The organism is Micromonospora sp. NBRC 110038 (genome assembly GCF_020884815.1).
Lineage (GTDB): Bacteria > Actinomycetota > Actinomycetes > Mycobacteriales > Micromonosporaceae > Micromonospora > Micromonospora haikouensis.
In genome coordinates this window covers 309,367-333,976 of record NZ_BBOL01000006.1, presented here as the reverse complement: position 1 = coordinate 333,976, position 24,610 = coordinate 309,367, and the positions used below count along the sequence as shown (strand labels likewise).

13 protein-coding genes are annotated in these 24,610 nt (G+C 76.4%); 3 read left to right on the top strand and 10 right to left on the bottom strand.

The genetic code is table 11. The features are described from left to right. Positions 1 to 22 precede the first annotated feature (22 nt). From LPU61_RS22570 to LPU61_RS22555, 4 genes are all read right to left on the bottom strand, one after another. On the bottom strand, positions 23 to 1,369 hold the full coding sequence (locus tag LPU61_RS22570) for an MFS transporter (RefSeq protein WP_229406027.1): 1,347 nt from the start codon (positions 1,367 to 1,369) through the stop codon (positions 23 to 25). 24 nt (positions 1,370 to 1,393) lie between these two features. After that, complete coding sequence (locus LPU61_RS22565) at positions 1,394 to 3,454, bottom strand: prolyl oligopeptidase family serine peptidase (RefSeq protein WP_229406026.1); 2,061 nt, start codon at positions 3,452 to 3,454, stop codon at positions 1,394 to 1,396. Continuing rightward, positions 3,451 to 4,359, bottom strand: a complete 909-nt coding sequence (locus tag LPU61_RS22560) for a VOC family protein (protein WP_229406025.1) — start codon at positions 4,357 to 4,359, stop codon at positions 3,451 to 3,453. Before LPU61_RS22560 ends, LPU61_RS22565 begins: the two co-directional genes overlap by 4 nt. Positions 4,360 to 4,458: 99 nt before the next feature. Beyond that, positions 4,459 to 10,335 (bottom strand): non-ribosomal peptide synthetase, encoded by a 5,877-nt coding sequence (locus LPU61_RS22555; RefSeq protein ID WP_229406024.1) that lies wholly within the window; start codon positions 10,333 to 10,335, stop codon positions 4,459 to 4,461. Positions 10,336 to 10,651: 316 nt separating this feature from the next. On the opposite strand from LPU61_RS22555, the gene LPU61_RS22550 reads away from it, so the two are divergent. Beyond that, positions 10,652 to 11,497: an alpha/beta fold hydrolase gene (locus LPU61_RS22550; RefSeq protein WP_229406023.1), complete on the top strand. Its 846-nt coding sequence runs from the start codon at positions 10,652 to 10,654 to the stop codon at positions 11,495 to 11,497. A 56-nt stretch (positions 11,498 to 11,553) separates the two neighbouring features. Here the strand turns inward: LPU61_RS22550 and LPU61_RS22545 are convergent, their stop codons facing one another. The 6 genes from LPU61_RS22545 to LPU61_RS22520 all read right to left on the bottom strand — a co-directional run bounded on the left by LPU61_RS22545 (position 11,554) and on the right by LPU61_RS22520 (position 20,552). Then, positions 11,554 to 12,135, bottom strand: a complete 582-nt coding sequence (locus tag LPU61_RS22545; protein ID WP_229406021.1) for a peptidase inhibitor family I36 protein — start codon at positions 12,133 to 12,135, stop codon at positions 11,554 to 11,556. Positions 12,136 to 12,297: 162 nt separating this feature from the next. Next, the gene (locus LPU61_RS22540) at positions 12,298 to 13,086 is read right to left on the bottom strand and encodes a thioesterase II family protein (protein WP_229406072.1); all 789 of its coding nucleotides are present in this window, start codon (positions 13,084 to 13,086) and stop codon (positions 12,298 to 12,300) included. 5 nt (positions 13,087 to 13,091) lie between these two features. Further along, positions 13,092 to 13,775 (bottom strand): flavodoxin family protein, encoded by a 684-nt coding sequence (locus LPU61_RS22535; RefSeq protein ID WP_043968539.1) that lies wholly within the window; start codon positions 13,773 to 13,775, stop codon positions 13,092 to 13,094. A gap of 82 nt (positions 13,776 to 13,857) precedes the next feature. Then, positions 13,858 to 15,237, bottom strand: coding sequence for a serine hydroxymethyltransferase (gene glyA, locus LPU61_RS22530; protein WP_229406020.1), 1,380 nt, complete (start codon positions 15,235 to 15,237; stop codon positions 13,858 to 13,860). 2 nt (positions 15,238 to 15,239) lie between these two features. Then, positions 15,240 to 19,205: a non-ribosomal peptide synthetase gene (locus LPU61_RS22525; protein ID WP_229406018.1), complete on the bottom strand. Its 3,966-nt coding sequence runs from the start codon at positions 19,203 to 19,205 to the stop codon at positions 15,240 to 15,242. 105 nt (positions 19,206 to 19,310) lie between these two features. After that, entirely contained in the window at positions 19,311 to 20,552 is a 1,242-nt protein-coding gene (locus tag LPU61_RS22520; RefSeq protein WP_229406017.1) for an MFS transporter, read from the bottom strand. A gap of 175 nt (positions 20,553 to 20,727) precedes the next feature. On the opposite strand from LPU61_RS22520, the gene LPU61_RS22515 reads away from it, so the two are divergent. Both LPU61_RS22515 and LPU61_RS22510 read left to right on the top strand, forming a co-directional pair. Continuing rightward, a complete protein-coding gene (locus tag LPU61_RS22515; protein ID WP_082106720.1) occupies positions 20,728 to 22,389 on the top strand; it encodes a trypsin-like peptidase domain-containing protein in 1,662 nt (553 codons plus the stop codon). After that, complete coding sequence (locus LPU61_RS22510) at positions 22,389 to 24,605, top strand: serine/threonine-protein kinase (protein WP_043968536.1); 2,217 nt, start codon at positions 22,389 to 22,391, stop codon at positions 24,603 to 24,605. Before LPU61_RS22515 ends, LPU61_RS22510 begins: the two co-directional genes overlap by 1 nt. Positions 24,606 to 24,610 lie beyond the last annotated feature (5 nt).

Here is a 24,610-nt window from a genome sequence, read left to right as displayed (position 1 = left end):
ACGCGCCGCGTCCCACGCGGGCTCAGGTGCGGGCCGAGCCGACCAGGACGCGGTCCTGCGGCGCCGGCGGCGCCGGGGTCTGCGGCAGTTCGTCGTCCGGTCGGGCCCGCCGGACCGCCCGGACGCCGGCCGCCCCGGCGAGCAGCGCGGTCACGGTGAGCAGGCCCAGGTACCAGTCGAGCCGACCGGCCCCGGCCAGCCAGGTCGCCAGGGCCGGGGTGAGCCCGCCGGCCAGCGAGCTGGCCACGGCGTGCGGCAGGCCGATGCCGCTGGCCCGCAGGTGGGTGGGGAACATCGACGCCATGATCTTCGGCAGGACCGCGGTCAGGCAGGACATGAAGAACAGCCCCGTGCACAGGCAGAGCACCAACCGCCCGGTGCCGCCGGACGCGGCGTTCAGGGCGAGCGGGCCGGCCACCGCGAAGCCGAGGACGCTGACGCCGAGCATCGGCAGCACGCCCACCCGGTCGGCGAGCAGGCCCAACGGGATCAGCACCACGATGGACAGGGCGATGGCGGCGGTGACCGCCGCGTAGACGGCGTCGGCGGGCATCCCGGCCTGGCTCTGGGCCAGCGCCGGGGCGACGGTGGTCCAGGTGGTCGTCTGCACGGTCACCCCGACCACGAACAGCGCGGCGACCACGACGGCACCCTTGTGGTCGCGCCAGAGCCGGCGCAGGCCGGGCGGCGGGCCGCTGCGCCGGGCCCGGACGAACGCCTCGCTCTCCCCGAGCTGGCGGCGCAGCACCAGCAGCACCGCCGACAGGGCCGCCCCGGCCAGGAACGGCACCCGCCACGCCCAGTCGGCCATGGCCTGCGACCCGACGGTCGCGCTGAGCGCCAGGCCGAGCGCCGACGCCGCGAGGCCGCCGGCGGCGGAGCTGACCGCGAAGATGCTGCCGAACAGGCAGCGCCGGCTGCGCGGGGCCAGCTCCATCAGGTACGACACGGCGGCCGGCCACTCGCCGCCGGCCGACAGCCCCTGGGCGGCCCGCGCGAGGAACAGCAGCACGGGGGCGGCCACCCCGATGGCGGCGTACGTGGGCAGCAGGCCGATGACCAGGCTGCCGCCGCCCATCAGCGTGATCGACAGCAGCAGGGCGAGGCGGCGGCCCCGCCGGTCGGCCAGCGCGCCCATCAGGATGCCGCCGAGCGGGCGGAACAGCATGCCCGTCGCGTACGCGACGAAGACCGCGAGCAGGGCGGTGAGCGGGTCGGCGGAGGGGAAGAAGTGCTGGGCGATCAGCGGCGCGTACAGGCCGAAGATCAGCCAGTCGAAGTACTCGATGAAGTTCCCGGCGACGGTGGTGGCGACGGTGCGCGCCCGCCGTCGGGGCGTGGTGGCGGTCGGTACCGCGTGAGTGGTCATGGTCGTACCTCCGGATGGGTCGGCTCAGCGGGGTCGCAGGGCCGAGGCGTACAGGGCCAGCTCGGCGTCGAGGGCGCGGGTGATCGAGCCGACCTGCCGGAACACGTGCCCCTCCCCGGGGAACCGCAGGTAGGTGTGGGGCGCCCCGGCGTCGGCCAGCGCGGCGACGAACCGTTCGGCCGGCGCGAGCGGGCAGACGGTGTCCTCCTCTCCCTGAAGCAGCAGCAGCGGCCCGGCGAGGCGGGCGGCACGGTGGACGGGCGCGCGGTCGGCGTAGGTGGGCCGGGCGGCCGGCAGCGGCCCGATCAGGCCGTGCAGGTAGTGCGACTCCAGGTCGTGGGTCTCCCCCTCGGCCCACGCCAGCGGGTCCAGCACGGGGAAGTACGCGGCCCCGCAGCGGAACGTGTCGACGCTGGTCAGCGCCGCGCAGGTGGTCCAGCCGCCGGCCGAGCCGCCACGCAGGGCGACCCGGTCGCCGTCGACCGCCCCCTCGGCGGCCAGGGCCCGCGCGACGGCCGCGCAGTCGGCCACGTCGACGACGCCCCAGCCGCCGCGCAGCCGGTCCCGCCAGGCCCGCCCGAAGCCGGTGGAGCCGCCGTAGTCGACCAGCGCGACCGCGTACCCGCGGCTGGTGAACAGGAGCGTCTCGGGGTCGAAGGCGTCGGTGACCCGCCCGGTGGGGCCGCCGTGGGCGACGACGAGCAGCGGCGGCCGGTGTCCCGGGTCGGCGGCGACGGCGGGGTTGCGGGGCGGGTAGACGACGGCGTGCACCTCGCCGCCGGGCACCGGGAACCGGCGGTGCTCCCCGACGGGCAGCCAGCCGGGGCCGGGGGTGTGGTAGCGGTCACCGGTCACCGCGTCGGCCCGCCCGGTCGCCGTGTCGACGCGGACCAGGGCGGGCTGCCGGTCGGGCGAGGCGGCCATCGCGGCCACCGTCGTGCCGGCGGCGCTGACGGGCCCCCACACCGTGTACGGCAGGTCCAGCTCGTCGAGGACGCCCCGGGCCGGGTCGAGCACCGCGAGCCGGGTGCCGTGCCGGGGCCCGTCTGCGCGCGGTCGCGGGGCGGCCGGGTCGGGTCGCCGGGCCCCGTCCCCGTACCAGCCGGTGACGGCCAGGGCGATCCGGCCGTCGGCCAGCGGCGCGGCCCAGGTCTGCCCGGGCCGCCACAGCGCGCCGCCGGCCTCGCGGTCGCCGCGCCACAGCGGCCGGCGGTCGCCGTCCAACCCGATGGCGTACGGGTTCCACCAGCCGTCGGGGTCGGTGAGCGCCAGCAGGGTGCCGGCATCGAGCCACTCGGCCTGGCACACCGCCTCGGCGTCCCCGCCGGCCAGCACCCGGTGCCCGCCGAGCCGCCCGTCGACGATCGGGGCGACCTGCAACCGGGCCGCGTCCCACGGCATGTCGGGGTGGTCCCAGCCGAGCCACGCGGCGTGCCGGCCGTCCGGGGCGACCCGCAGGCCGGCGAGGAACCGGTGGCCGCCGCCGCCCAGCACCCGGGGCTCGGCGTCGCCGTGGCCGGTCAGCGGCACCGCGACGAGGTCGCGGAGCACGTCGGTGGTGCGGGGGCCGGTGCGCCGCTCCCGCACGCACCACACCTCGTCGCCGACGACGGTGCCCTCGGCGTACCGGTGGCGGCCGTCGGAGCACGGGGTGAGCGGGCGCGGCGGCGCCGCGTCGGGGCCGACGGCCACCAGGTACAGCCGCTGGTCGGTGTCGCGGGAGACGACGGCCGCGTCGGCGGAGACGACGGTGAACGGTCGGCCGCCGTACTCCTGGAACCGGCTGCGGGCGCTGAACCCGGCGGGGACGGCGTCGACGACGCCGCTCGCGGCGGTCCACCGGCACAGCACGGCCCGGCCGCCCTCGGCGGGGCGCAGGTCGGTGAACCAGACGGTGTCGCCGTGGGCGACCACCCACTGCTCGATCAGCCAGCGGGGCTCCCCGCCGGCCGCCGCCGCGTCCTGCGGGCGGAACGGCGAGGGCCACGCGCCGGGCGGCGGCGTGCCGGCACCGGCGGGGGCCGAGGTGGTGACAGGCGTGCCGGTGGCGGCGGAGCACGCCTCGGCCGCCGTCGGGGCGGTCACCGGGTCGCCCCGGCGGTCACGACGGGTCGCCGCGACGGGGCGGGGCGGGCGGCGACCAGCCGGATCGGGGCGCACCCCGCCGGGTCGACCACGGGCTCCCCGTCGATGCCGGGCCGCACGGCGACGCCGCGACCGGCCACGGCAGCGGCCACGGCGGCGGGTGAGTTGACGGCGAGGGCGACGGCGCACAGGCCGGGGCCGAGCCGGTCGAGGTGGGCGGCGACCGGGTCGCCGACGCCGGCGGGTCCGGCAGAACCGACGGGGGCGAGCAGCCGCAGCACCCGCCCGTCGGGCAGCGTCCACGTCGCGGACCGGTCGCCGAGGGCGGGCGGGCCGCCGAGCAGGACGGCGTACTCGGCCGCGGCGGCGGGCAGGTCGGTGACGGCGATGTCCACCCCGGCCACGCCGTGCACGCCGCCGCGACGCAGCTCGGCCGGGTCGGGGTCCGCCCCGGGCCACGGGTCGAGGTACTCGATGAGCGACGGCAGCCGGCCGGTGCGGAACTCCTCCCCGTGCGCGCCGACCCGCCAGCGTCGACGCCGGCCGTCGGGGCGCACCGACACGCCGTCCAGGGGCGGGCTGACCGGCACGCCCCGGTCGGCCAGGGCGGCGCAGGTCGCCGGCAGGTCCTCGGCGGCCAGGACGGCGGACACCCAGCCGCCACCGGCGTCGCTCACCCCGGTCATCCGCCGGCTCGCCGGCCGGCCCGCCGCCTCGGCGCGGTCCACGACGGTGATCAGTTCGAGGTAGCTGTCGGCAAACCGGAGGACCGCGTTGGTCGTACCCCAGCCGGGGTGGCGGCTGCCGGGGCGCGACGGGCGGTCGAAGCAGGCGGTGAACGCGGCCCGGGCCGCGTCGAGGTCGGGTACGGCGAGCATGACGTGGTCGACGCCGGTGATGGGCATGGGTGGCTCCAGGCTGGTCGGCCGGCCGTGGGCCGGCAGGGGTGGGTACGACGGACCCGGGGCGGACGCGCCGCCGGCGCGGCGCGCCCGCCCGGGCGGTCACTCCAGGAACTCGGCCAGGTCGTCGGCCTCGCCCAGCTCGGCGAGCAGCCGCGCGGCGGCGGCCACCCCCTCGCCCTGCTCCGGGTCGTCGAGCAGGGTGGCGGCCACCTCGGCCACCGTCGGACCGGTGAACACGGCCCGCAGCGGCAACTCGCCGCCGGTCAGCTCCCGGATCCGGGACACCAGCTGGGTGGCGATGACGGAGTTGCCGCCGAGGGCGAAGAAGTGGTCGTGCCGGCCGACCCGGTCGACGCCGAGCAGCTCGGCCCACACCTCGGCGAGCAGCTGCTCGACCGGCCCCTCGGGGGCGGTGAAGTCCTGCTCGTCGTCGCGGCCGACGGTCGCCTCGGTCAGCGCCCGCCGGTCCACCTTGCCGTTGCCGGTCAGCGGCAGCCGCTCCAGCACGGTCAGGGCGCCCGGCACCAGGTACCGGGGCAGCTTCGCGCCGACGTGGGCCAGCACGTCCGCCGGCTCCGGCGGCGCGTCCGGCCGCGCCGGGGTCACGTACGCGACCAGCCGCAGCGTCTGCGGGGTGGCCCCGGCGGCCACGGCGACCGCCCGGTCCACCGCCGGATGCTCGGCCAGCGCCGCCTCGACCTCGCCCAGCTCGATCCGGTGGCCCTGGATCTTCACCTGGAAGTCGGTGCGGCCGAGGATCTCGATGCTGCCGTCGGGCAGGTAGCGGCCGAGGTCCCCGGAGGCGTACCTGCGTTCCCCGGTGGCCGGGTCCCGGACGAACTGGGCGTCGGTGCGCTCCGGGTCGCGCCAGTAGCCGCGCGCCAGGCCGACCTCGCTGGCGATGTGGATCTCCCCGGGCACCCACACGGGACGGTGGTCGCCGCGGGCGTCCAGCACGTGGTAGCGCTGGTTACTCATCGGCCGCCCGTACGGGATGCTCGGCCAGGCCGGGTCGACCTCGCCGATCGGGTTGATCACCGACCAGACGCAGGTCTCCGTCGGCCCGCCGGAGCCGATCACCCGGATGCCCGGTGCGACGGCGCGCACCCGGTCGGGCAGGGTCAGCGGGATCCAGTCGCCGGCCAGCACGGTCAGCGCCAGCGGGGCCAGGGTCTCCCCGGTGCCCTCGACATGGCTGACCAGGATCTCCAGCAGGGCCGGCACCGAGTTCCAGAAGGTGACCTCGTGCCGGCGGACCAGCTCGGCCCACTGCTGCGGGTCGGGGTTCGGCGTCGGCGTGGGCACGACCACCGTGCCGCCGGCCGCGACGATGCCGAACACGTCGTAGACGGACAGGTCGAAGTGCAGGCCGGACACGGCCAGGCACCGGTCGTCCTGGCCGACGCCGAAGCGGCGGTTGACGTCGCAGATGGTGTTCGCCGCGCCCCGGTGGTCGACCATCACCCCCTTCGGCTTCCCCGTGGAGCCGGAGGTGTAGATGACGTACGCCAGGTCGGTGACCGCCTGGACGGGGGCGAGCGGGGTTGGGTCGACGTCGTCGAAGTCGGCGTCGACGCGCAGCCGGCGCACCCCGTCGGGCCATTCGACGCCCGGGTCGACGGCCGCCTGGGTGAGGACGGTGGACACCTCGCCGTCGCGCAGCAGGTGGTGCAGCCGCTCGGTGGGCACCTGCGCGTCGATCGGCAGGTACGCCGCCCCGGCGGCGAGCACGCCGTGCGCGGCGACGATCTGCTCCCAGCCTTTCTCCATGACCACGGCGACCAGCTCGTTCGGCCGGGCCCCGCCGTCGCGCAGCAGCCGGCCGACCTGGTTGACCCGCCGGTCCAGCTCCCGGTACGTGAGCACGGTGTCGCCGCAGATCACCGCCGGGGCGTCGGGGCGGGCGGCGGCGTGCGCGGCGACCGGTGCGTGCAGCAGCGTGTCCGGCACCGGCGCGTCGGTGCGGTTGACCTCCCGGCGCACGGCGAGCTGGTGCTCGGGCACCAGCGCGAAGCGCTCGCTGCGCCAGCTGCGCGGCTCGGCGACGAGCCGGTCCAGCAGCCCGCAGTACGCGCCGAACATGTCCGCGAGCATCCCGGCGGGGAACACCTCGTCGATGGTGTCCCAGCTGAAGTGCAGCGCCCCGGCCACCTCGGAGACCTGGAAGTCCAGCGTCACCTGCGGGGTCTGGGTGCTGGTGTGGCTGGCCTCGCCGAGGGCGGTGGTGAAGTGCCGGGGCGGCTGCCCCAGCAGGCTGGTCACCACGACCGGGAACGCGGCCCGCACCTGACCGCGCTGGCGTCGGGCCAGCTCCCGCATCACCCGTACGCCGCCGAAGTGGCGGTGTTCCAGGTCCTCGAAGAGCTGCTGCTGCAGGGAGCGGGCCCGGTCGGCGAACGTGCCGTCGACCTTCTCGACGGCCAGCAGGCTGGTGGTGGTGAAGTCGCCGATCAGCTTGTCCACGTCGGGGTGCAGCGGCAGCCGGTTGAACAGCGGGAAGTTGATCGTGAACTGGTCGTTGTCGCTCCACGCCCGCAGCACCTCGGCGAACGCGGCGACGACGACGCCCGACGGGGTGGCCCCGACGGCGTGCGCCCGCTCCTTCAGCGTCGCCCAGGCGGCCGGGTCGAGCCGGTGCTCCCGGCGGGTGAACCGCACGTCGGTCACCTCGGCCGCCCCGGCGGCGCGGGGCAGCTCCGGCGCGGCCGGCAGGCCCCGCTCGATCCGGTCCAGCCAGTACCGCTTCGACCGCTGGTACGCCTCCGACCGCTCCAGCGCCACCTCGGCGGCGAGCACGTAGTCACGGAAGGACAGCCCCGGCTCGGGCAGCTCGGCCGCCGGGTCCTCGTAGCACGTGACCAGGTCGGGCACGAGGATCTGGAAGTAGCTCCAGGCGTCGATGATGAGCAGGTCCAGGCCGAGGTGGATCAGTCCCCGCCCGTCGGGCAGCAGGGTGAGCCGCACGTCCCACAGCGGGAACGTGTCCGCCGGGGCCACGTGGTGGGACAGGTGATCGCGCAGCTCGGCCACCGCCCGGTCGGCGTCGGCCGGGTCACGGTCGCGCAGGTCCAGCACCGGGATCTCGTACGCCGGGGGGTCGGCCAGCACCCGCTGGGTGCCGTCGGGGCGGATCACCGCGCGCAGCATGTCGTGCCGTTGCAGCACCCGCGCCCACGCCGCCCGGAACCGGTCGACGTCCAGGTCCCCGCTGCACCACTCCCAGTAGCCGTGGCAGCCGACGCTGCCCAGCTCGACGGCGTCGCTGCGGCCGATCCAGTACGCCTGCTGCGTGTCGGTGAGCGGGAACGGCTCGTACCGGTCGTCGGGGTGGTGGGCCATCGGCGGCAGGTCGCCGAACGGTTCGTCGTCGCCGTCGTAGCCCTCGTCGCCGTCGTAGCCTTCGTCGTCGGTCGGCTGGTCGACCCGGGCGGCCTCGATCAGCGCCGCCGCGCGGGCCACCGAGGCGACCCGGTCGGGCGCGAGGTCGACGCCGTACCGGCTGGCGGCCAGGGCGGACACCGCCTGGCGGAGCCGCTGCGGCGTGGCCGCGCCGGTCAGGTCGTCCTCGACGCCGATCCGCTCCACGCCGAGCACCTCCGCGCACAGGTCGGCGAGGTCGCGTTCCAGCTCGCTGCGCGGCGCCACGTACGGGGCGTCGCTGACCGGGGCGGGCGGGGCGGGCAGGGCGGCCCGGTCCAGCTTGCCGTTGGGCAGGCAGGGCAGGCCGGCGAGCCGCACGATCGCGCCCGGCAGCAGGTGCGACGGGAGCCGGTTGGCCAGCCCCTCGCGCAACTCCCGGGTGGAGAACGCGGCCTCGTCGGCGGGCACGACGTACGCGACGAGCCGGGGTCGCCCGTCCCGGCCGGGGCGGGCCAGCACGGCCGCCTCCCGGACCGTCCCGTCGGCGGTCAGCGCGGCCTCCACCTCGGTGAGGGTCACCCGGCGGCCGGCGACGCGGACCACGGCGTCGGCCCGGCCGAGGATCTCCACGGTGCCGTCGGGCCGGTAGCGGGCCAGGTCGCCGGTGCGGTACAACACCGGCTCCGGCTCCTCCGGCAGCGGGTTGCGCACGAACGCCTCGGCGTCGCACTCGGGGCGGGCCAGGTAGCCGGCGGCCAGGCCGGCGCCGGCCACGTGCAGCTCGCCGGCCACGCCGGCGGGCACGGGCTCGCGGTGCCGGTCCAGCACGTACAGCCGCATGTTGGCGATGGGGCGGCCGGCGCTGGGCAGCCGGACGGCCCGCTCGTCCTCGGCGACGCCGCGGGAGGTGCACCGCACTCCGGAGCCCCGGTCGTAGCAGCTCGTGGCCGCGCCGACCTCGGTGGCCCCGTAGCAGGCGACCACCTCGAACGGCAGGGCCGGGCTCGGCCAGTGGCGCAGCGGTTCGCCGACCGCGACGAGGAACCGCAGCGCGGACCGGTCCGGCCAGAACAACCCGGCGAGGCGCTCGGCCAGCCGGTTGAGCACCAGGGCGTGGGTGACGCCCCGGGCCACCAGCCAGTCCCGCAGCCGGGTGGGGCTGGCCGTGGTGCGCGCGTCGGCGATGGTGATCTCCGCGCCGCAGGCGAGGAACGGCATCCACTCCAGCAGTCCGATGCCGAAGCCGGGCGCGGAGACCCAGCTGGCCCGGTCCTCGGGGCCCACCCCGTACGCCCGGCACGTCCAGTTGGCCAGGTTGACCAGGGTGCGGTGGCGCTGCCGGACGGCCTTCGGCGCGCCCGTGGAGCCGGAGGTGTAGGCGATCTGGCACACCGCGTCGGGCCCCGGGGCGGCCACCTCCGGGGCGGTCGCCTCCCGGGCGTCGATGTCGGCGGCGTCGCGGTCCAGGCACACGGCCCGCCGGGCCACCTGGCCGGGCAGGTCGTCGAGGAGGCCGTCGAGGGTGACCACGACGTCGGGGCGGGTCTCGGCGAGCATCAGCTCGGTGCGGCTGCCCGGCTGCCCGGGGTCGAGCAGCACCACCGCTGCGGCGGCGCGGTGCACGGCCAGGGTGGCGACCACGGCGGCGGTGCCGCGCTCCAGGTAGAGCCCGACCCGGCCCCCGTCGGGCAGGCCGCCGGCGCGCAGGTGCCGGGCGAGCCGGTTCGCCGCCGCGTCGAGCTGGGCGAAGCTGAGGCGTACGCCCCGGTCGCGCACGGCCGGCGCGTCCGGTCGGCGGGCCGCCAGGTCGGCGACCCGGTCGGCCCAGGGCCGCTCGTCGGTGAAGTCGACGCGGGTGTCGTTCCAGTCGACGAGCATCCGCCGGCGTTCGGCGGCGGGCAGCAGGGTGGCCCGGGACACCGGGCGGTCGGGGGCGGCCACCAGGGAGCCGAGCAGGGTCGCCAGGTGGTCGGCGAGCCGGCCGGCGGTGGCGGCGGTGAACAGCGTCGCGTCGTAGTGCAGGCTCGGCGCGCCGTCCGGGCCGAGCGCCAGGGTCAGGTCCGCGCCCGGCCAGACCGGGACCGGACCGCCCGCGGCGGCGGGGTGGAAGCCGACCGGGAACGGGGCCGCGGCGCCGGGCACGTCGTCGGGCCGGACCAGCCGGCCCACCTCGGCCAGCGGCAGGGGCGGCAGCCGGTTGGCGTTGGCCTCGGCGGACTCGACCTGCCGGATGAGGGCCCGGTAGCTCGCGCCGACCGGGACGCGCACCCGACGGGCCGTCGCCTCCGCGTCGCCAGCGGGCATCCCCACGACCAGGTCGGTCTCGGCGCCGTAGCGGACCAGCAGCGCGACGAGCGCCGCGAGCCAGCCGACCGGCGGTGTGACGTCGAGGTCGGCCAGCGCGGCGAGGGTACGCGGGGCGACCGGCACCGGCACCCGGGCGGGGGTGTACTCCCGCTCGGGTGGGCGTAGCCGGTCCAGCGGCAGCTCCACGGCGGCGGTGGCGCCGGCCAGGTGCTGTCGCCAAAGCTCGCGGGCCGACCCGGCCGCCGTCCCGGGCCGCTCGGTCCCCGGACGACCGGGGGACGTGTCGCCGATGGGCAGCGAAGTCGTCACCGTAACTCCTCTCTCGCCTCGCCGGCCGGGCCGGAAGGCGTGGGTGCACGCACCGGTGCGGATGATCCGGCCACGGTAGGAAGGGGCAGTTAGGCCCCGGTTACGCCCGCGCGGTGTGCGCCCGCCTCCCGCCCCGGGGCCGGTTGACCTGGCCGGCTGCCGGGCCCCGGGCCGGCCGCGTAACCGGTGGCGCACCCGGCGGGGGCACCCTGACGCACCGCGCGGGCAGGTGTCCCGCGCAGCGAACCGCGACCGCCCCGCGCGGCTGAGCGCGACCGCGCGGCGGCCCGGCGGGACCGAGGCGAAGGAGAAACCGATGGCTGACGGGACGAGACACGTGCGCCTGCCCGGCGCGGGCGTACGGCTGCACGCCGCGCGCTGGCCGGGGCCGGAGCACCGGCCACCCCTGGTGGTGCTGCACGGCATCTGGGAGTCGTGGCGCACGTTCGCCGACTGCGCCCGCCGCTGGTCCGCCGACCGCACCGTCTACTGCCTCGACCTGCGGGGACACGGCGACAGCGACCGCCCGTCGACCGGGTACCGGTTCGTCGACTACGCGGCGGACGTACGGGTGGCGCTGGCCGCGATCGGGCCGGAGGTGGACCTGCTGGGGCACTCCCTCGGCGCGGCGGTGGCGCTGCACGTCGCCGCCGGGACGACCGGCGGGGGCGACGCGGGCCGGCCGGCCCGGATCCGGCGGCTGGTGGCCGTGGAGCCGCCGGTGCTGCTCCCCGGCGACTGGCCGCCCGTGCGCGCCGACATGGCCCGGTCCTGGCGGCTGGCCCGCCGGCCGCTGGACGAGATCGTCGCCGCGCTGCCGGCCACCGCGACCCGTACCCCGGGCTGGCGACGGATGATCGCCGAGTCCCTCGCCGGCACCGCCGACGGGGTGTTCCGGGCGATGGTGGACGCCGAGCAGGGCGAGGTCGACTGGGTCGGCCTGCTGCGGCGGATCGCCACCCCCACCCTCGCCGTGGCCGGCGACCCGGACGTCGCGGGCACGCTGCTGGCCGGCGACCGGATGGCGGCGTTCGGCGCGGGCCTGCCGTCGGCGCGGGTGGCGGTGCTGCCCGGCGCCGGACACCACGTCGAGATCGACCGTCCGGCCTGCTTCCACGCCCTCGTCGAGGAGTTCCTGTCCGTTCGCACGCAAACCACGTGAATCAGCCGTCCCCTCGGGGAGGCTGCAGAACCCCTCGGGGGAGGCTCTCAGCGAGGTCAGCAGTATCGGTACACGAACGCTGCCTTGTCGTTCGCCGCGTCCCCGACATAGGCGATCGCCCCGGGGTTGTAGTTGGTGAAAAGGTAGAAGTGGGAGATGTCCTGGTAGTTGATCGGGGTGGTGGTGCTGTTGTCAGCCGAGGACACGCGGTTGTTCCAGCCGTAGTCTCCGAGATACTGCTGGCCGCAGTCCGAGAGCCTGCCTCGCGGGTAGCCGAAATTGATGTTCTCGTAGAAGCAGAACCACCCGGACGGACAGTCGGCGACGCCGAGGGCGACCTGCCCAGGCAAGGCGTAGGTCACCACGAACCTGCCGTTGTCATAGGAGACCTCGTTGCGGGCCACCCGCTTGCCCCCCGGGGCGATCGTCATCTGGAGCGCGATCTGTTCACGCAACTCCGCATCCGAGCGGGCCTGCCGGCTCAGCAGGGACGGCCTGTCCGTTGAGTCGGTCGACGCCGATGGTGCTGCCGGGGCAGGAGAAGGGGCCGCCGATGCCGGCGTCGCGGCGATGGCCGATGCGGCGGTGAGCGCCGCCCCCATGGCCACGACGATACGCACGACCTGTCCGAGGTGCATCCGCCCACTTCCTTCCTCACGTTCGCGGCAGAGTCATTCCCCCTGGAGATCCCCGCACGAGGGCAGGCTGTGTCGCATTTCGCCGCACACCCCATAACACGTAGCAGGAAATGGAAGCCTATCTATATGTCACGAGGTGTTGAGGCAACTGTCGGCCAGCTGTCAGCCGGCAGCCGGTGCGCAGGCGTTAACAGGGGGCCTTCCTTGCAGGCCGATGTCCTCGGCGAGCGCGGCCAGGACCCCGGGGGCGGACCAGGGGAAGAAGTGGCCGCCGGGGAAGCGCCGGTGCCGCGTCGGCCCCCGGGTGTGCCGGGCCCACTCGGCGACCGCGTCCGGCGGCACCCCCTCGTCGGCGTCGCCGGCCCAGCTCGTGATCGCGCAGTCCAGCGGCGGGCCGGGCCGGTGCCGGTACGTCTCGGCGGCGGTGATGTCCGCGCGCAGCGTCGGCAGGCACAGCTCGCGCAGCTCCGGGTGCTCCAGGGCCGCCGAGGGCGCCCCGCCGAGCGACCGCACGGCGGCGACGAAGGCGTCGTCGTCGAGGGTGTGCATGCGCCGCCGGGGCGGATGGTGGGCGGCGGCGCGGCCGGAGAGCACCAGCGCCGCCGGTTCCCGGTCGCCGTGCGCGCGCAGGGCGCGGGCCAGCTCGTACGCCAGCAGCGCCCCGAGGCTGTGCCCGAAGAACGCCACCGGGGCGGGCGGCCCGGCGAGCTGCGGGGCGAGCGCCGCGCGCAGCTCGTCGACGAGGCCGGTCAGGTCGGTGCGGGCGGCCTCGTCGAGGCGGTGTTCCCGCCCCGGCAGGCAGACCGTCCACACCTCGACCGAGTCGGGCAGCCGGGCCGCCCACGGCTGGTACGCGGCCAGCCCGCCCCCGGCGTACGGGAAGCAGTAGAGCCGGACCCGCGCGGTGGGCCGGCGCCGGGCGCAGGACGCCCAGCCCCGGGGCGGCGCCATGGTCCTCACGCCTGCCCCGCGGTGGCGTAGCGGCGGGCGAACCAGCGGTCGTCGCGCTCGTTGGCGTGGTCGGTGGCGAGCGCGTCGCGGCCGGTCAGCTCGCGGTGCTCGGCGAGCAGCCGGGCCATCGCCACCATCCGGTGCAGCATCCGGTCGAGCATCTCCACGCCCTCGGTGTCGGCGAGCGCCTCGCCCCGGTGGTTGCCGTAGAGGATGGCCGGGAAGCCGCTCCCCACCATGACCATCCGGTTGAGCAGCACGTTGGCGACGAGCTGGTTGTAGACCTCGGTGTGGCTGTACCGGCGGCCGATCACCACCACCCCGCCGACCTTGTTGGTCAGGGGGCGCTGGAACCGCAGGTAGCCGACCCCGGCCCGCTCGATGAACGCCTGCATGGTGGTGGCCGGGCCGAAGCCGTGCACGGGCGCGGCCCAGATGATCCCGTCGGCCAGCGCCATCCGGTCGACGATCTCGGGCACGTCGTCGCCGGTGACGACGCACGGCTCGCAGCGGGAGTTGCAGTCGCCGCAGGGGCCGCAGCCGGTCAGCTTCTTCTCGCCGAGGTTGATCACCTCCAGGTCGACGCCGTGGCCGGCCAGCAGCTCGGCGGCGTGGCCCAGCACCTCACGGGTGTTGCCGTCGGTGCGCTCCGAGCCGTTGACGGCCACGAACCTCATCCGCTTGTGCATCTCGACTCTCCTTCCGTAGGGCGTGGGGTGGCGGCGGGCCGGCCTGGGGTCGACGTACGGCCGGCCCGCCGCCGGGGGCCGCTCAGCGGCCGGCGACGGTCAGCTCCCGCTGCGGGGCCGGGATCGGGTAGCCGGGGATGGGGTGGGCGGCGCAGAGCCGCGCCACCCGCTGCCGGGCCAGCTCCCGCACGGCCGCCGGCAGGTGGTACTCGCGGTCGGAGTACGGCTCGACGGCCGACAGCACCAGGTCGATCAGCTCGGCGCAGGCGACGGCCGCGTCGGTGCCCATGCCCCGGGCGGCGATGCTGTTGGTGCCCAGCCGCAGGCCGGCGGTGACCAGCGCCGGGGTGGTGTCCCGGGGCACCCGGTTCTTGTTGACGACGATGTGGCACTCCTCCAGCGCCAGCTCGGCCACCAGGCCGGTCATCGGGCGGGCGGACAGGTCGATCAGGACGATGTGGTTGTCGGTGCCGCCGGAGACCACCGCGTAGCCGAGGTCGGCCAGGGCCGCCGCCATCGCCCGGGCGTCGGCGACGATCCGCCGGGCGGTGGCCCGGAACTCGGGGCCGGTGGCGATGTCCAGGGCGCGGGCCTTCGCCGCGATGGCGTTGAGCACCGGGGCCCCCTGGAAGTACGGGAACACGGTGCGCTGGACGAACTGGGCGAGGGTGCCCTTGCCCCGGGGGGCGGGGGCGTCGGCGTCCCGGCCGGCGAGGATCAGCCCCCCGCGCGGGCCGTAGAGCTGCTTGTGGGTGCAGGTGGTGGTCAGGTGGGCGTGGTCGATCGGGCTGGGGTGCAGGCCGGCGACGACCAGCCCGGCGGTGTGCGAGATGTCGGCCAGCAGGTACGCGCCGACCCGGTCGGCGATGCGGCGGAACCGGGCGAAGTCGATCTGCCGGGGGTACGCGGTCGCCCCGCACACGATCACCTTCGGCCGGTGCTCCCTGGCGAGGCGCTCCACCTCGGCGTAGTCGATGAGGCCGGCGTCGTCGAGGCCGTACCCGACGGCCCGGAAGTACCGGCCCGCGTACGCGGCGGGGCTGCCGTGGGTGAGGTGGCCGCCCTTGTCGAGGGCCATGCCGAGCAGGGTGTCGCCGGGCTCCAGGAGGCTGGACAGCACCGCGTAGTTGGCGGTCGTCGCCGAGTGCGGCTGCACGTTGGCGTAGCGCGCGCCGAAGGCCCGCCGGGCCCGGTCGATGGCGAGCTGCTCGATGCCGTCGATCACCTCGCAGCCGGCGTGGTAGCGGCGGCCCGGGTAGCCCTCGGCGGTGACGTTGACGGCGGCGGACGCCTGGCTGGCCAGCACCGACGGGTCGACCGGGGAGCAGGACGCGACGAGGGACAGGGTGCCGGCCTGGCGCAGCTGCTCGCCGACGAGCACCTCGTGCAGCCGGGGGTCGGTGGTGGCGAGCTGGTGCAGCCCGGCGTCGAGCAGCTCGCCCATCGGGTCGGTGGTGGACATTCTCAGACCTCCTCGGTCCGGCCGGTGGCCGGGTGGTCGCGGTCGATGAGCACGGCGATCTCCGGGGCCCGGTCCCGGACGAAGTAGTGCTCGCCGCCGGGGACGACCGCCACGGAGACGTCGCGCACGAGGCGGCACCAGTCGCGGTGACGCTCGGTGAAGCCCTCGGTGGCGGGGTCGGCGTCGCCGAAGATGGCGACGGTGGGGGCCCGTACCGGGGCGGGGGGCTCGGCCCAGCAGCGGCGCAGGTGGTTCATCGCGCCGACGTGGTCGTGCCGGCCGGCGGTCATCATGTGTTCCACGGCCGCCCAGTCCAGCGCGCCGGAGAACCCGCCGAGGCGGGTCAGGTAGCCGGCCCACTCCTCGTCGGAGGTGGCCCGCTCGGCGGCGAGGGCGGCGTCGGGGTCCTCGGCGGGCAGCGACGCGGCCAGGTACAGCTCGCGCAGGTCCGCCCCGGCGGCCTCCAGGCCCCGGGCCACGGCGGTGGCCATGACCGTGCCGGCGCAGTGGCCGTAGACGACGACGGGACCGTCGACGCGGCGGGTGACCTCGTCGACGCACCGCCGCACCACCTCGTCGAAGTCGAGGAAGTCGGCCGGGTCGCCGCCGGTGTCGTAGCCGGGCTGGTTGAGGGCGAGCAGCCGGAACCGCTCGGGCAGCGCCTGCGCCAGCGGCCGGTACGCGATCGCGTTGCCCCCGCCGTACGGCAGGCAGACCACGGTGGTGGTGGCGGGGCGGCCGGGCGGGGTCAGCTCGTGCAGCAGCTCGCCGGTGCCGCCGCCGGCGCCGGTTCGGATCCGCTCGGCGAGGCCCCGGATCGTCGGGTTCTTGAACAGCTCCACCACGGGCACCGGGTTGTCCAGGGCGACCATGGTGCGCACGGCGGCGAAGGAGTCCCCGCCGAGGGCGAAGAAGCTGTCGTCGATGGTGACGTCGTCGACGCCGAGGACGTCGCGCCACACGGCGGCGATGCGCCGCTCGCAGTCGTCGCGCGGCGCCTCGCCGCCCCCGGCGGCCGGGCCGGCGACGTCCCGGGTGGCGAGGGCCCGGCGGTCGACCTTGCCGTTGGGGGTGGTGGGGAACGCGTCGAGCACGACGATGGCGGCGGGCACCATGTGGGCGGGCAGCCGCTCGCCGAGCGCCGCGCGCAGGGCCTCGGTGTCCACCGGCGCGGCGGCGGTGAGGTACGCGGCGAGGGTGGTGTGGCCGGGGGTGCCCCGGGCCACCACGACCGCCTCGGTGACCTCCGGGCAGCGGCGCAGCGCCGACTCGATCTCGCCGGCCTCGATCCGCAGGCCGTGGATCTTCACCTGGAAGTCCATCCGGCCGAGCAGCTCGATCACCCCGTCGCGGCGGTACCGGGCCAGGTCGCCGGTGCGGTAGAGCCGCTCGCGGCGGCCGCCGGGCAGGTCACGCACGACGAACCGCTCGGCGGTCAGCTCCGGCCGGTCCAGGTAGCCGCGGGCCAGCCCCGCCCCGGCCAGGTGCAGCTCGCCGGGGACGCCGACGGGCTGCGGGTGGCCGAACCGGTCCAGCACGTACGCCCGCTGATTGGCCATGGGCCGGCCGTACGGGATGCTGGCCCACGCCGGGTCGACCTCGTCGACCTCGAAGATGATCGAGTCCATGGACGCCTCGGTGGCCCCGCCGAGGGCGACGAACCGCACGTCGGGGGCGACGGCGCGCAGCCGGGCCGGCTGGCCGACGGGGATCCAGTCGCCGCCGAGCAGGGCCAGCCGCACCGTCGGCACCGTCTCGCCGTGCCGTTCCAGGTGCTCCAGCAGCAGGTCGAGCAGGGCCGGGGCGGAGTGCCACACGGTGACCCGGTGGTCGCGGACCAGCCGCGCCCAGGCCGCCGGTTGGCGGATCTCGTCGGGGGTGGGCAGCACGGTGGTGCCGCCCGCGCCGACGGTGCCGAGCAGGTCGTAGACGGACATGTCGAAGCTGGGCGAGGAGACGGCGAGCAGGGCGTCGCCGGCGCCGACGGCGAAGCGGGTGTTGAAGTCGGTGAAGTTGTTGACCGCGCCCCGGTGCCGCAGGGCGATGCCCTTCGGGTCGCCGGTGGAGCCGGAGGTGTAGATGACGTACGCGAGGTTGTCCGGGGTGACGCGGGTGTCGGGGCGGGTCGCCGGCCAGTCGCCGGAGTCGTCGTGCACGTCGACGAGGCGGGCCGCGTCGAGTTCGGCGGCGGCGAGCCGGTCGGTGAGGTCGGGCTCGGTGACCACGCCCCACAGGCCGGCGTCGCGGCACATGAACTCCAGCCGCCGCGCCGGGTAGTCCGGGTCCAGCGGCACGAACGCCGCGCCGGCCTTGAGCACGGCGAGCACCGCCACCGGCTGGGCCGGGCTGCGGCGCAGGCAGATGCCGACCAGGGTGTCGGGTCCCACACCGGCGGCGACGAGGCGGTGGGCGAGCCGGTTGGCCCGCCGTTCCAGCTCGGCGTAGCTGAGGGTGGTGTCGCCGCAGACGACGGCGGGGTGGTCAGGCTGCCGGCCGGCACGCTCCTCGAACAGGTGGTGCAGGCAGCGGTCGGTGGGCAGGTCGGTGGCGGTGTCGTTCCACCGCCACACGGCGTCGTCGATCTCGGCGTCGGTGAGCATGGTCAGCTCGGTGACCGGCCGGTCGGGCTCGGCGACCGCCGCCGCCCAGAGCCGCACCAGGTGGTCGAGCATCCGGGCGATCGTGTCGTCGTCGAACAGGTCGCTGCGGTAGACGCTGTCGACCTCGGGTTCGGCGCCGCCGCAGCGCAGCACGAAGCCGAGGTCGAACCGGGCGGTGGTGAACTCCGGCTGGATCGCCTCGGCGGTCAGCCCGGCGAACTCCGGCAGCCCCTCGGTGGCGTCGTCGACGTTGACGTACACCCGGAAGAACGGCGCCTGGCCGGCCTCGCGGGCCGGGGCCAGTTCCTGGACGAGCACGTCGAACGGCAGGTCGGCGTGGGCGAACGCGTCGCGGGTGGTCGCGGCGGCCCGGCGTAGCAGGTCGGTGAACGAGGGCGCGCCGGACAGGTCGGCGCGCAGCACCACCGTGTTGGGGAAGAAGCCGATCAGGTCGGCCAGCTCGGCGCGGTCGCGGGGCGAGTGCACGGTGCCGAGGGCGATGTCGTCCTGGCCGCCGTAGCGCTGCATGAGCAGCCCCGCCCCGGCCACCACGGCGTCGAGGAGGGTCGCGCCGCACGCGTCGGCGAGGGCACGGACCCGGCGCAGCAGGGCCGGGTCGACGGCGGCGCGCCGGAAGCCGCCGTCGGTGGAGGAGGCGCCGGCGGCGGGCCGGTCCGTCGGCAGGTCCAGGGCCGGCAGGTCGCGCAGCCGCTCCCGCCAGTACGCGAGCTGCCGTTCGCGCAGCGGGCCGGCCAGCGCCGCCCGTTCCCGCGCGGCGTGGTCGGCGTACTGGACGGCCAGCGGCGGCAGGTCGGCCGGCGCACCGGTCGCGGCGGCCCGGTAGAGGGCCGCGAGGTCGCGGTAGAGCACCGGGGTGGACGGGGCGTCGATGGCGATGTGGTGCACGCTCAGCAGCAGGACGTGCTCGTCGGCGGCGACGCGCAGCAGCCGGGCGCGCAGCACCGGGCCCTCGGCCAGGTCGAAGGGGCGGGTCTCGGCGTCTTCGAAGGCGGCGTCGAGGGCCTCCTCGCGGTCGTCGTCGGTCAGCGCGGACAGGTCGGTCAGCGGCACCGGCACCACCTCGGCGGGGCGGACCACCTGCACCGGCTCGCCGGCCTCGGCCCGGTAGACCGTGCGCAGCACCTCGTGCCGGGCGACCAGCGCGGTGACCGCGTCGGTCAGGGCCGCCGCGTCGAGGTCACCCCGGAACCGCAGCGGCACCAGCACGTTGTACGCGCTGCGCTCCTCCTCCAGTTGGCTGAGCAGCCACAGCCGCCCCTGGGCGAACGAGGTGGGGGCCCGGCGGGACCCGTCCGGGTCGGGGCCGGACCGGGCCGGCTGACGCGTCGGTTCGTACACCTCAGTCATGTCTGTCGCGACCTCCACTCCCTGGATCTCCGCACGGCGGTTGGGCACCATCGGACCGGTCGGATGTGAGTGGGGCGACGGTAGGAAGCGCCGGTTCGCGTCGGGTTACGCGCCGGCCCGGCGCACGGCGGTGCACAGGGCGGAGACGGCCACCGCGACCCCGCCGGCCCCGGCCACGACGAAGGTCACCGGCGCGCCGTGGCGCTGGGCCAGCCAGGTGAACGCCGCCGCGCCGACGCCGCCGAGGGAGAAGTGGATCGTCCAGAACGCGGCGGTGACCCGGCCGAGCAGGTGCTCCGGCGTCACCTCCTGGCGCAGCGACAGCGAGCAGATGCCGCCGACGCTGAGGCAGCCGAAGTAGACGGCCACGAGCGCGCCGACCTCGGCGGGCCGGCGGGTCGACGCGAGGGCCGCGACCGCGCCGCCGGTGGCCGCGGTCGCGCCGATCCAGCACGCCCCGAAGCCGAACCGCCGGCGCAGCCGCGCGACGCCCAGCGACCCGGTGACCGTGCCCGCGGCGCCGGCGGCGAGCACCAGGCCGACCGTGCCGTCGGGCTGGTGCAGGCCGTGCTTGAGGTGGTAGACGACCACGTCGTCCATGCCGTAGGTGAGCAGGAGGAAGACGGTCAGCAGCGCGGTCAGCGGGCGCAGCACCCGGTGACGCCACAGGAACCGCGCCCCGGCGAGGAACTCCGCCCACGGCCCGGCGCGGCCCGCCGCGTCGGCGGTCGCGGCGCAACGGGCGGGAAGGCGTACCAGCGTCAGCAGCGCCCCGGAGACGCCGAAGCTGGCGGCGTCGACGGCGAGCGCGCCGGCCGGGCCCCACCAGCCGGACACGGCACCGGCCAGCGCGGGCCCCACGACCGCCGCGAGGGCGGTGCCGGCGTGCAGCCGGCCGTTCGCCCGGGTCAGCTCCGCGCCGTCGACCAGGCCGCGCACCGCCGTGACGGCGGCGACCTGGAACACCATCCCGATCGCCGCGGCCAGCGGCAGCAGCACGAACAGCGGCCAGACCGGTGGGGTCGGGGCCAGCCACCACACCAGCGGGACCACCGCGAACAGCAGCATCCGCGCCGCGTCCGCGCCGACCAGCAGCGCCCGCCGGTCGACGCGGTCCACGACGACGCCGGCGAACAGGCCGGCGACCACCGCGGCCGCGCCGGACGCGCCGGTGAGCAGGCCGGCGGTGGCGATCGAACCGGTCGCGTCGAGCACCAGCAGCGGCACGGCGAGCTGGGAGAAGGAGTCGCCGAGCACGGAGAGGACCTGCGCCGCCCAGAGCGCGCGGAAGCCCCGGCCTCCCCCCGGCGGCGCGGGCGCGACCGGCACCCCCGTGCTCACCGTCACCGGGCAGAGGGTAGCCCACCGGGAGGCGTCCGCGCGAGCCCTGGGAATCGCGGTGGCGGCAATTCCCGAATAGTGCCGGCCGCCGTCGCTTTCGCGTTTCGCGGCCGAGTCGTCTTTCTTACAACGGTCAATTCCGCGCCCCACCCCCGAAAGGATCTGCGAATACCATGCACAGGTGAAGGAGAATCACGGCCGTCAGCCATGGGTGGTGCGCATCCGTGGCGTCGGCGGCCTGATCCTCGGCAGTGGGACGCTGCTGGGCGACCGGCACGTCCTCACCTGCGCCCACGTCGTCGACCGTGCGGTCGGCCGCGCGACGGCGGGGGCCACTCCGCCCGCCGACCGGGTCCAGGTCGAGCTGGTCCGCCTGCCCCGGCTGCCCGCCCGGTCCGCCGGGGTCGTGGCCGGCGGCTGGGTGCCGGCGGGCAGGGAGGGCCAGGGCGACATCGCCCTGCTCGAACTCTCCGATCCGGTCCCCGGCCGCCCCGGGGCCGAGCTGCGGCGGCTGCCGCTGTGGGAGAAGCACGTCTACGCCTTCGGGTTCCCGAAGGAGTTCCGCGACGGCGAGACCGTCCACGCCGTCCTGCACGGGGGCACGGGCCCGGCCAACGAGTGGATGCAGATGGATCCGAGCCCGGCGAGCCCCGGGCTCCGGGTGCGCAGCGGGTTCAGCGGCGCGGCGGCGGTCGACAACGAGACCGGCTACGTGGTGGGCATGGTGGTCTCCTACTACAGCGGCCCCGCCTCCGGCCGTTCGTTCATGATCCCCGTGGAGACGCTGCTCCACCATCTGCCCCTGCTCCAGGCGTGGGTGGTCGGCGACTCCTCCGTCGACCAGGAGTTGACGTCGGTGGGCGGCGGCCGGGAGGACGGCGAGGTCGCCCGGCGCACGGCCGACTTCTTCGCCCGCCGCTCACCGCAGAACGTCCTGGTGGTCGTCACCGGTCCGCCCACGTCGACGGCCTCGGCCACCGTGCGCCGGGCCGTGGTGCTGTCCAACCGGCAGCTCCGGCCGTCGTCGGTCGATCCGGCCGCCGCCGAACGGGACCCGTCGCTGCCGCCGCTGGGCAGCATCGACCTGGCGCTGGACGCCGCCGGCAAGCCACCCCGGGAGCTGGCCGCCCGGATCCTGGGATTCGTCGGCTCCACCGGGCCCCCGGCGGAGGCCGCGGCGGGCGACCTGCTCGGCGACGCGTCGCCCCGGTCGCTGCTGATCGACGGCGTGGACGAGTCGAGCGACCCCAAGGCGCTGGTCGACGATGTCGTCGGCCCGATCGTCGACCGCGCCGCCGAACGCGACCTGCGGATCCTGGTGGGCTTCCGCAGTCCCGCGGTCGGTCTGCGGCTCGCGCTGCTGGCCCGCCGGATCGCCGGGTTGCGCGAGGCCGAGCACCTGGCCCGCGAGCACCGCCGCCGGCTCGAGGCACGCGTGCGCGGGCTGCCACCGGCGAAGCCGCGGGCCAGCCTGCTGCGGATCCGGCTCACCGCGCTGCTGGCCGCGGCCCGGGAGCCCGACCCCGGCCCGTTGCTGGAGCACCTGGCCGCCATGGAGCAGGGCACCGACCGGGCCCTGCACGAGGTGACAGTGCTGCGGCGCGAGCTGACCGCGCGGGCCACCGAGCACCAGCAGCTGCGGGGGCTGCTGGACGCGCACCGGGCCCGCGCCGTCGCCGGCGGGCTGACCGAGCACCGGGGCACCGGGCGGTCCTACCGGCGGGCCCACGACCTGCTCTGGGCCGGCCCCTGCGACCTCACCGACGCCACCGACGCCGTGCACGCCTACGCCGAGGCGGTCCGCCGTGCCCTCGACGACCGGCGGGAAGGGGCGCCGTCCTGATGCGCTGTGCGCGTACCCCTGACTGTCCGGGCGTCGTCGACGCCGACGGCTTCTGCGAGGTCTGCGGCCTCGCGCCCTGGCCGGCGCGGCCGGCGCGCGCCGCGACGCCGACGGCCGGGGCGCCGGTCGGGCACGAGACCTGGCCGGTGGCGGGGCTGGTGTCCCTGCCGGTGCGCGACTTCACCGGCCACCGGCGCACGACGGCCGGCCTGACGGTGCCCGAGCACGAGCGGTTCTGCGCCAACCCCGCCTGCCGGCGGGAGGTCGGCCGGGGCGGGGCCGAGCGGCTCGACCACGGCTACTGCCCGCACTGTGGCACGCCCTTCGCGTTCGTCTCCGCCCTCGCACCCGGCGACGTGGTGGCCGGGCAGTACGAAGTGGTCGGCTACCTGGCCCGGGGCGGCCTGGGGCAGGTCTACCTCGCCGAGGACGTCCACCTCGACCGAAAGCCCATGGCCCTGAAGCGGCTGATCAACAAGACCGAGCCCAACGCCCTGGCGATCGAGGTCTCCGAGCGGCAGTTCCTGACCACCCTGGACCACCCGAACATCGTCCGGATCTTCAACTTCGTCAGCGCGGAGGACCGCCTCTTCGGTGGGCAGACCAGCTACATCGTGATGGAATACCTGGAGGGGATGCCGCTGCACGAGCTGTGGCAGGCGGCGGTCGACCCGGCCCGGCCGGCGGTCACGCTGCCCCTGGTGGAGGTGCTGGCGTACGGCCACGAGATCCTGACCGCGCTGGACCACCTGCACGGCAAGGGGCTGCTCTACACCGACCTGCACCCGGGCAACGTCATCCGCACCGCCGACCGGGTCAAGCTGATCGACCTCGGCGGGGTGCGCCGGGCCGACGACCGGCACAGCCCGAAGGTGCGCACCGAGACCTACGGGGTGAGCCCGACGGAGCTGGCCGCGCACGGGTTCACGGTGCGCTCGGACCTCTACGCGGTCGGGGTCATGCTGCGGGAGCTGAGCCGTCCCCCGCTCGACTCCCCTGGCCGCGAGACCGACCTCGGGGCGGAGTCCTTCGGGCGGCTGGTCACCCGGGCCGCCCACCCCGAGTGGCGTCGCCGCTTCGCGTCCGCCTCCGAGATGTCCGAGCAGCTCAAGGGCGTGCTGCGGGAGCTGTTGCCGGCTCCCCCGGCCGACCGTGGCCAGGAGCCGTCCACCGTGTTCGCCCCCACGGCGGCGCTGCTCGACGCCGGGCTCGGCGCGGTGCCGGGGCTGGCCGCGTGGACGGACCCGGCCGCCGCCGACCTGCCGCACCACGGCCGCCCGGTGCCGCCCTCGGTGGCCACCGGCCTGCCGGTGCCCCGCCCCGCGGCCGGCGACCCCGCCACCCCCGCCCTGCACCTGATCGGCGCGCTCGACCCCCGCAGCCTGCTGGCCCGGCTCGCGGCGTTCGAGACGGCCTCGGTCGAGGTCCAGCTGTCGCGCTGCCGGGCGCACCTGGAGCTGGCCGGGGCGGGCCCGGCCGAGGAGGCCCTGGCCGTCGCGGCCGGGCTGCTCGCCGAGGACGCGGCGGCCGACTGGCGGCTGGTCTGGCACCACGGCCTGCTGGCGCTCGCCCGTTCCGCCGTGGCCGAGGCCACCGAGCGGTTCGACCGGGCGTACGCGGAGCTGCCGGGCGAGGTGGCCCCGAAGCTGGCGCTCGGCTACTGCGCGGAGCAGCGGGGCGACGCCGGCGAGGCGACCCGCTACTACCGGGCGGTGTGGCGTCGGGACCGGTCGGCCGCCAGCGCCGCGTTCGGGCTGGCCCGGCTGCGGCTGGCCGACGGCGACCGGGCGGCGGCGGTGCGGTTCCTCGACGGCGTCCCCCGCGTGTCCCGGCACTACGACGCCGCCCAGGTCGCGGCCGTGCGGGTGCTGGCCACCCGGCTCGGCGACGACCCGCCCGGCGCGGAGCACCTCAACGAGGCGGTGCGCCGCCTCGGCCGGCTGCGGCTGGACGGGGGCGCCCGCCACGGGGAGGCCCGCGACCGGATGACGGCGGTGCTCCGGCAGGCCGCCCTGGGCCGGGTCCTCGTGCACGGCGCCGCCGGCCTGGCCGGCGGCGAGACGATGGGCGACGCGCCGTCGGAGCGGTCGCTGCGGCGGCTGCTGGAGAGCTCCCTGCGGGACCTGGCCCGGCAGGCGCGCACGGCCAACGACCACGGTGTCCTCGTCGACCGGGCGAACGCGGTCCGGCCGCTGACCTTCCTGCGATCACGGTGAGGAGC

Excerpts from the sequence above, each read along its gene's own strand:
- LPU61_RS22550 (WP_229406023.1), top strand. The coding sequence starts at position 10,652 with ATGGCTGACGGGACGAGACACGTGCGCCTGCCCGGCGCGGGCGTACGG.
- glyA (WP_229406020.1), bottom strand. The coding sequence starts at position 15,237 with ATGTCCACCACCGACCCGATGGGCGAGCTGCTCGACGCCGGGCTGCAC.
- LPU61_RS22510 (WP_043968536.1), top strand. The coding sequence starts at position 22,389 with ATGCGCTGTGCGCGTACCCCTGACTGTCCGGGCGTCGTCGACGCCGAC.
- LPU61_RS22525 (WP_229406018.1), bottom strand. The coding sequence starts at position 19,205 with ATGACTGAGGTGTACGAACCGACGCGTCAGCCGGCCCGGTCCGGCCCC.
- LPU61_RS22570 (WP_229406027.1), bottom strand. The coding sequence starts at position 1,369 with ATGACCACTCACGCGGTACCGACCGCCACCACGCCCCGACGGCGGGCG.
- LPU61_RS22545 (WP_229406021.1), bottom strand. The coding sequence starts at position 12,135 with ATGCACCTCGGACAGGTCGTGCGTATCGTCGTGGCCATGGGGGCGGCG.
- LPU61_RS22560 (WP_229406025.1), bottom strand. The coding sequence starts at position 4,359 with ATGCCCATCACCGGCGTCGACCACGTCATGCTCGCCGTACCCGACCTC.
- LPU61_RS22540 (WP_229406072.1), bottom strand. The coding sequence starts at position 13,086 with ATGGCGCCGCCCCGGGGCTGGGCGTCCTGCGCCCGGCGCCGGCCCACC.
- LPU61_RS22535 (WP_043968539.1), bottom strand. The coding sequence starts at position 13,775 with ATGCACAAGCGGATGAGGTTCGTGGCCGTCAACGGCTCGGAGCGCACC.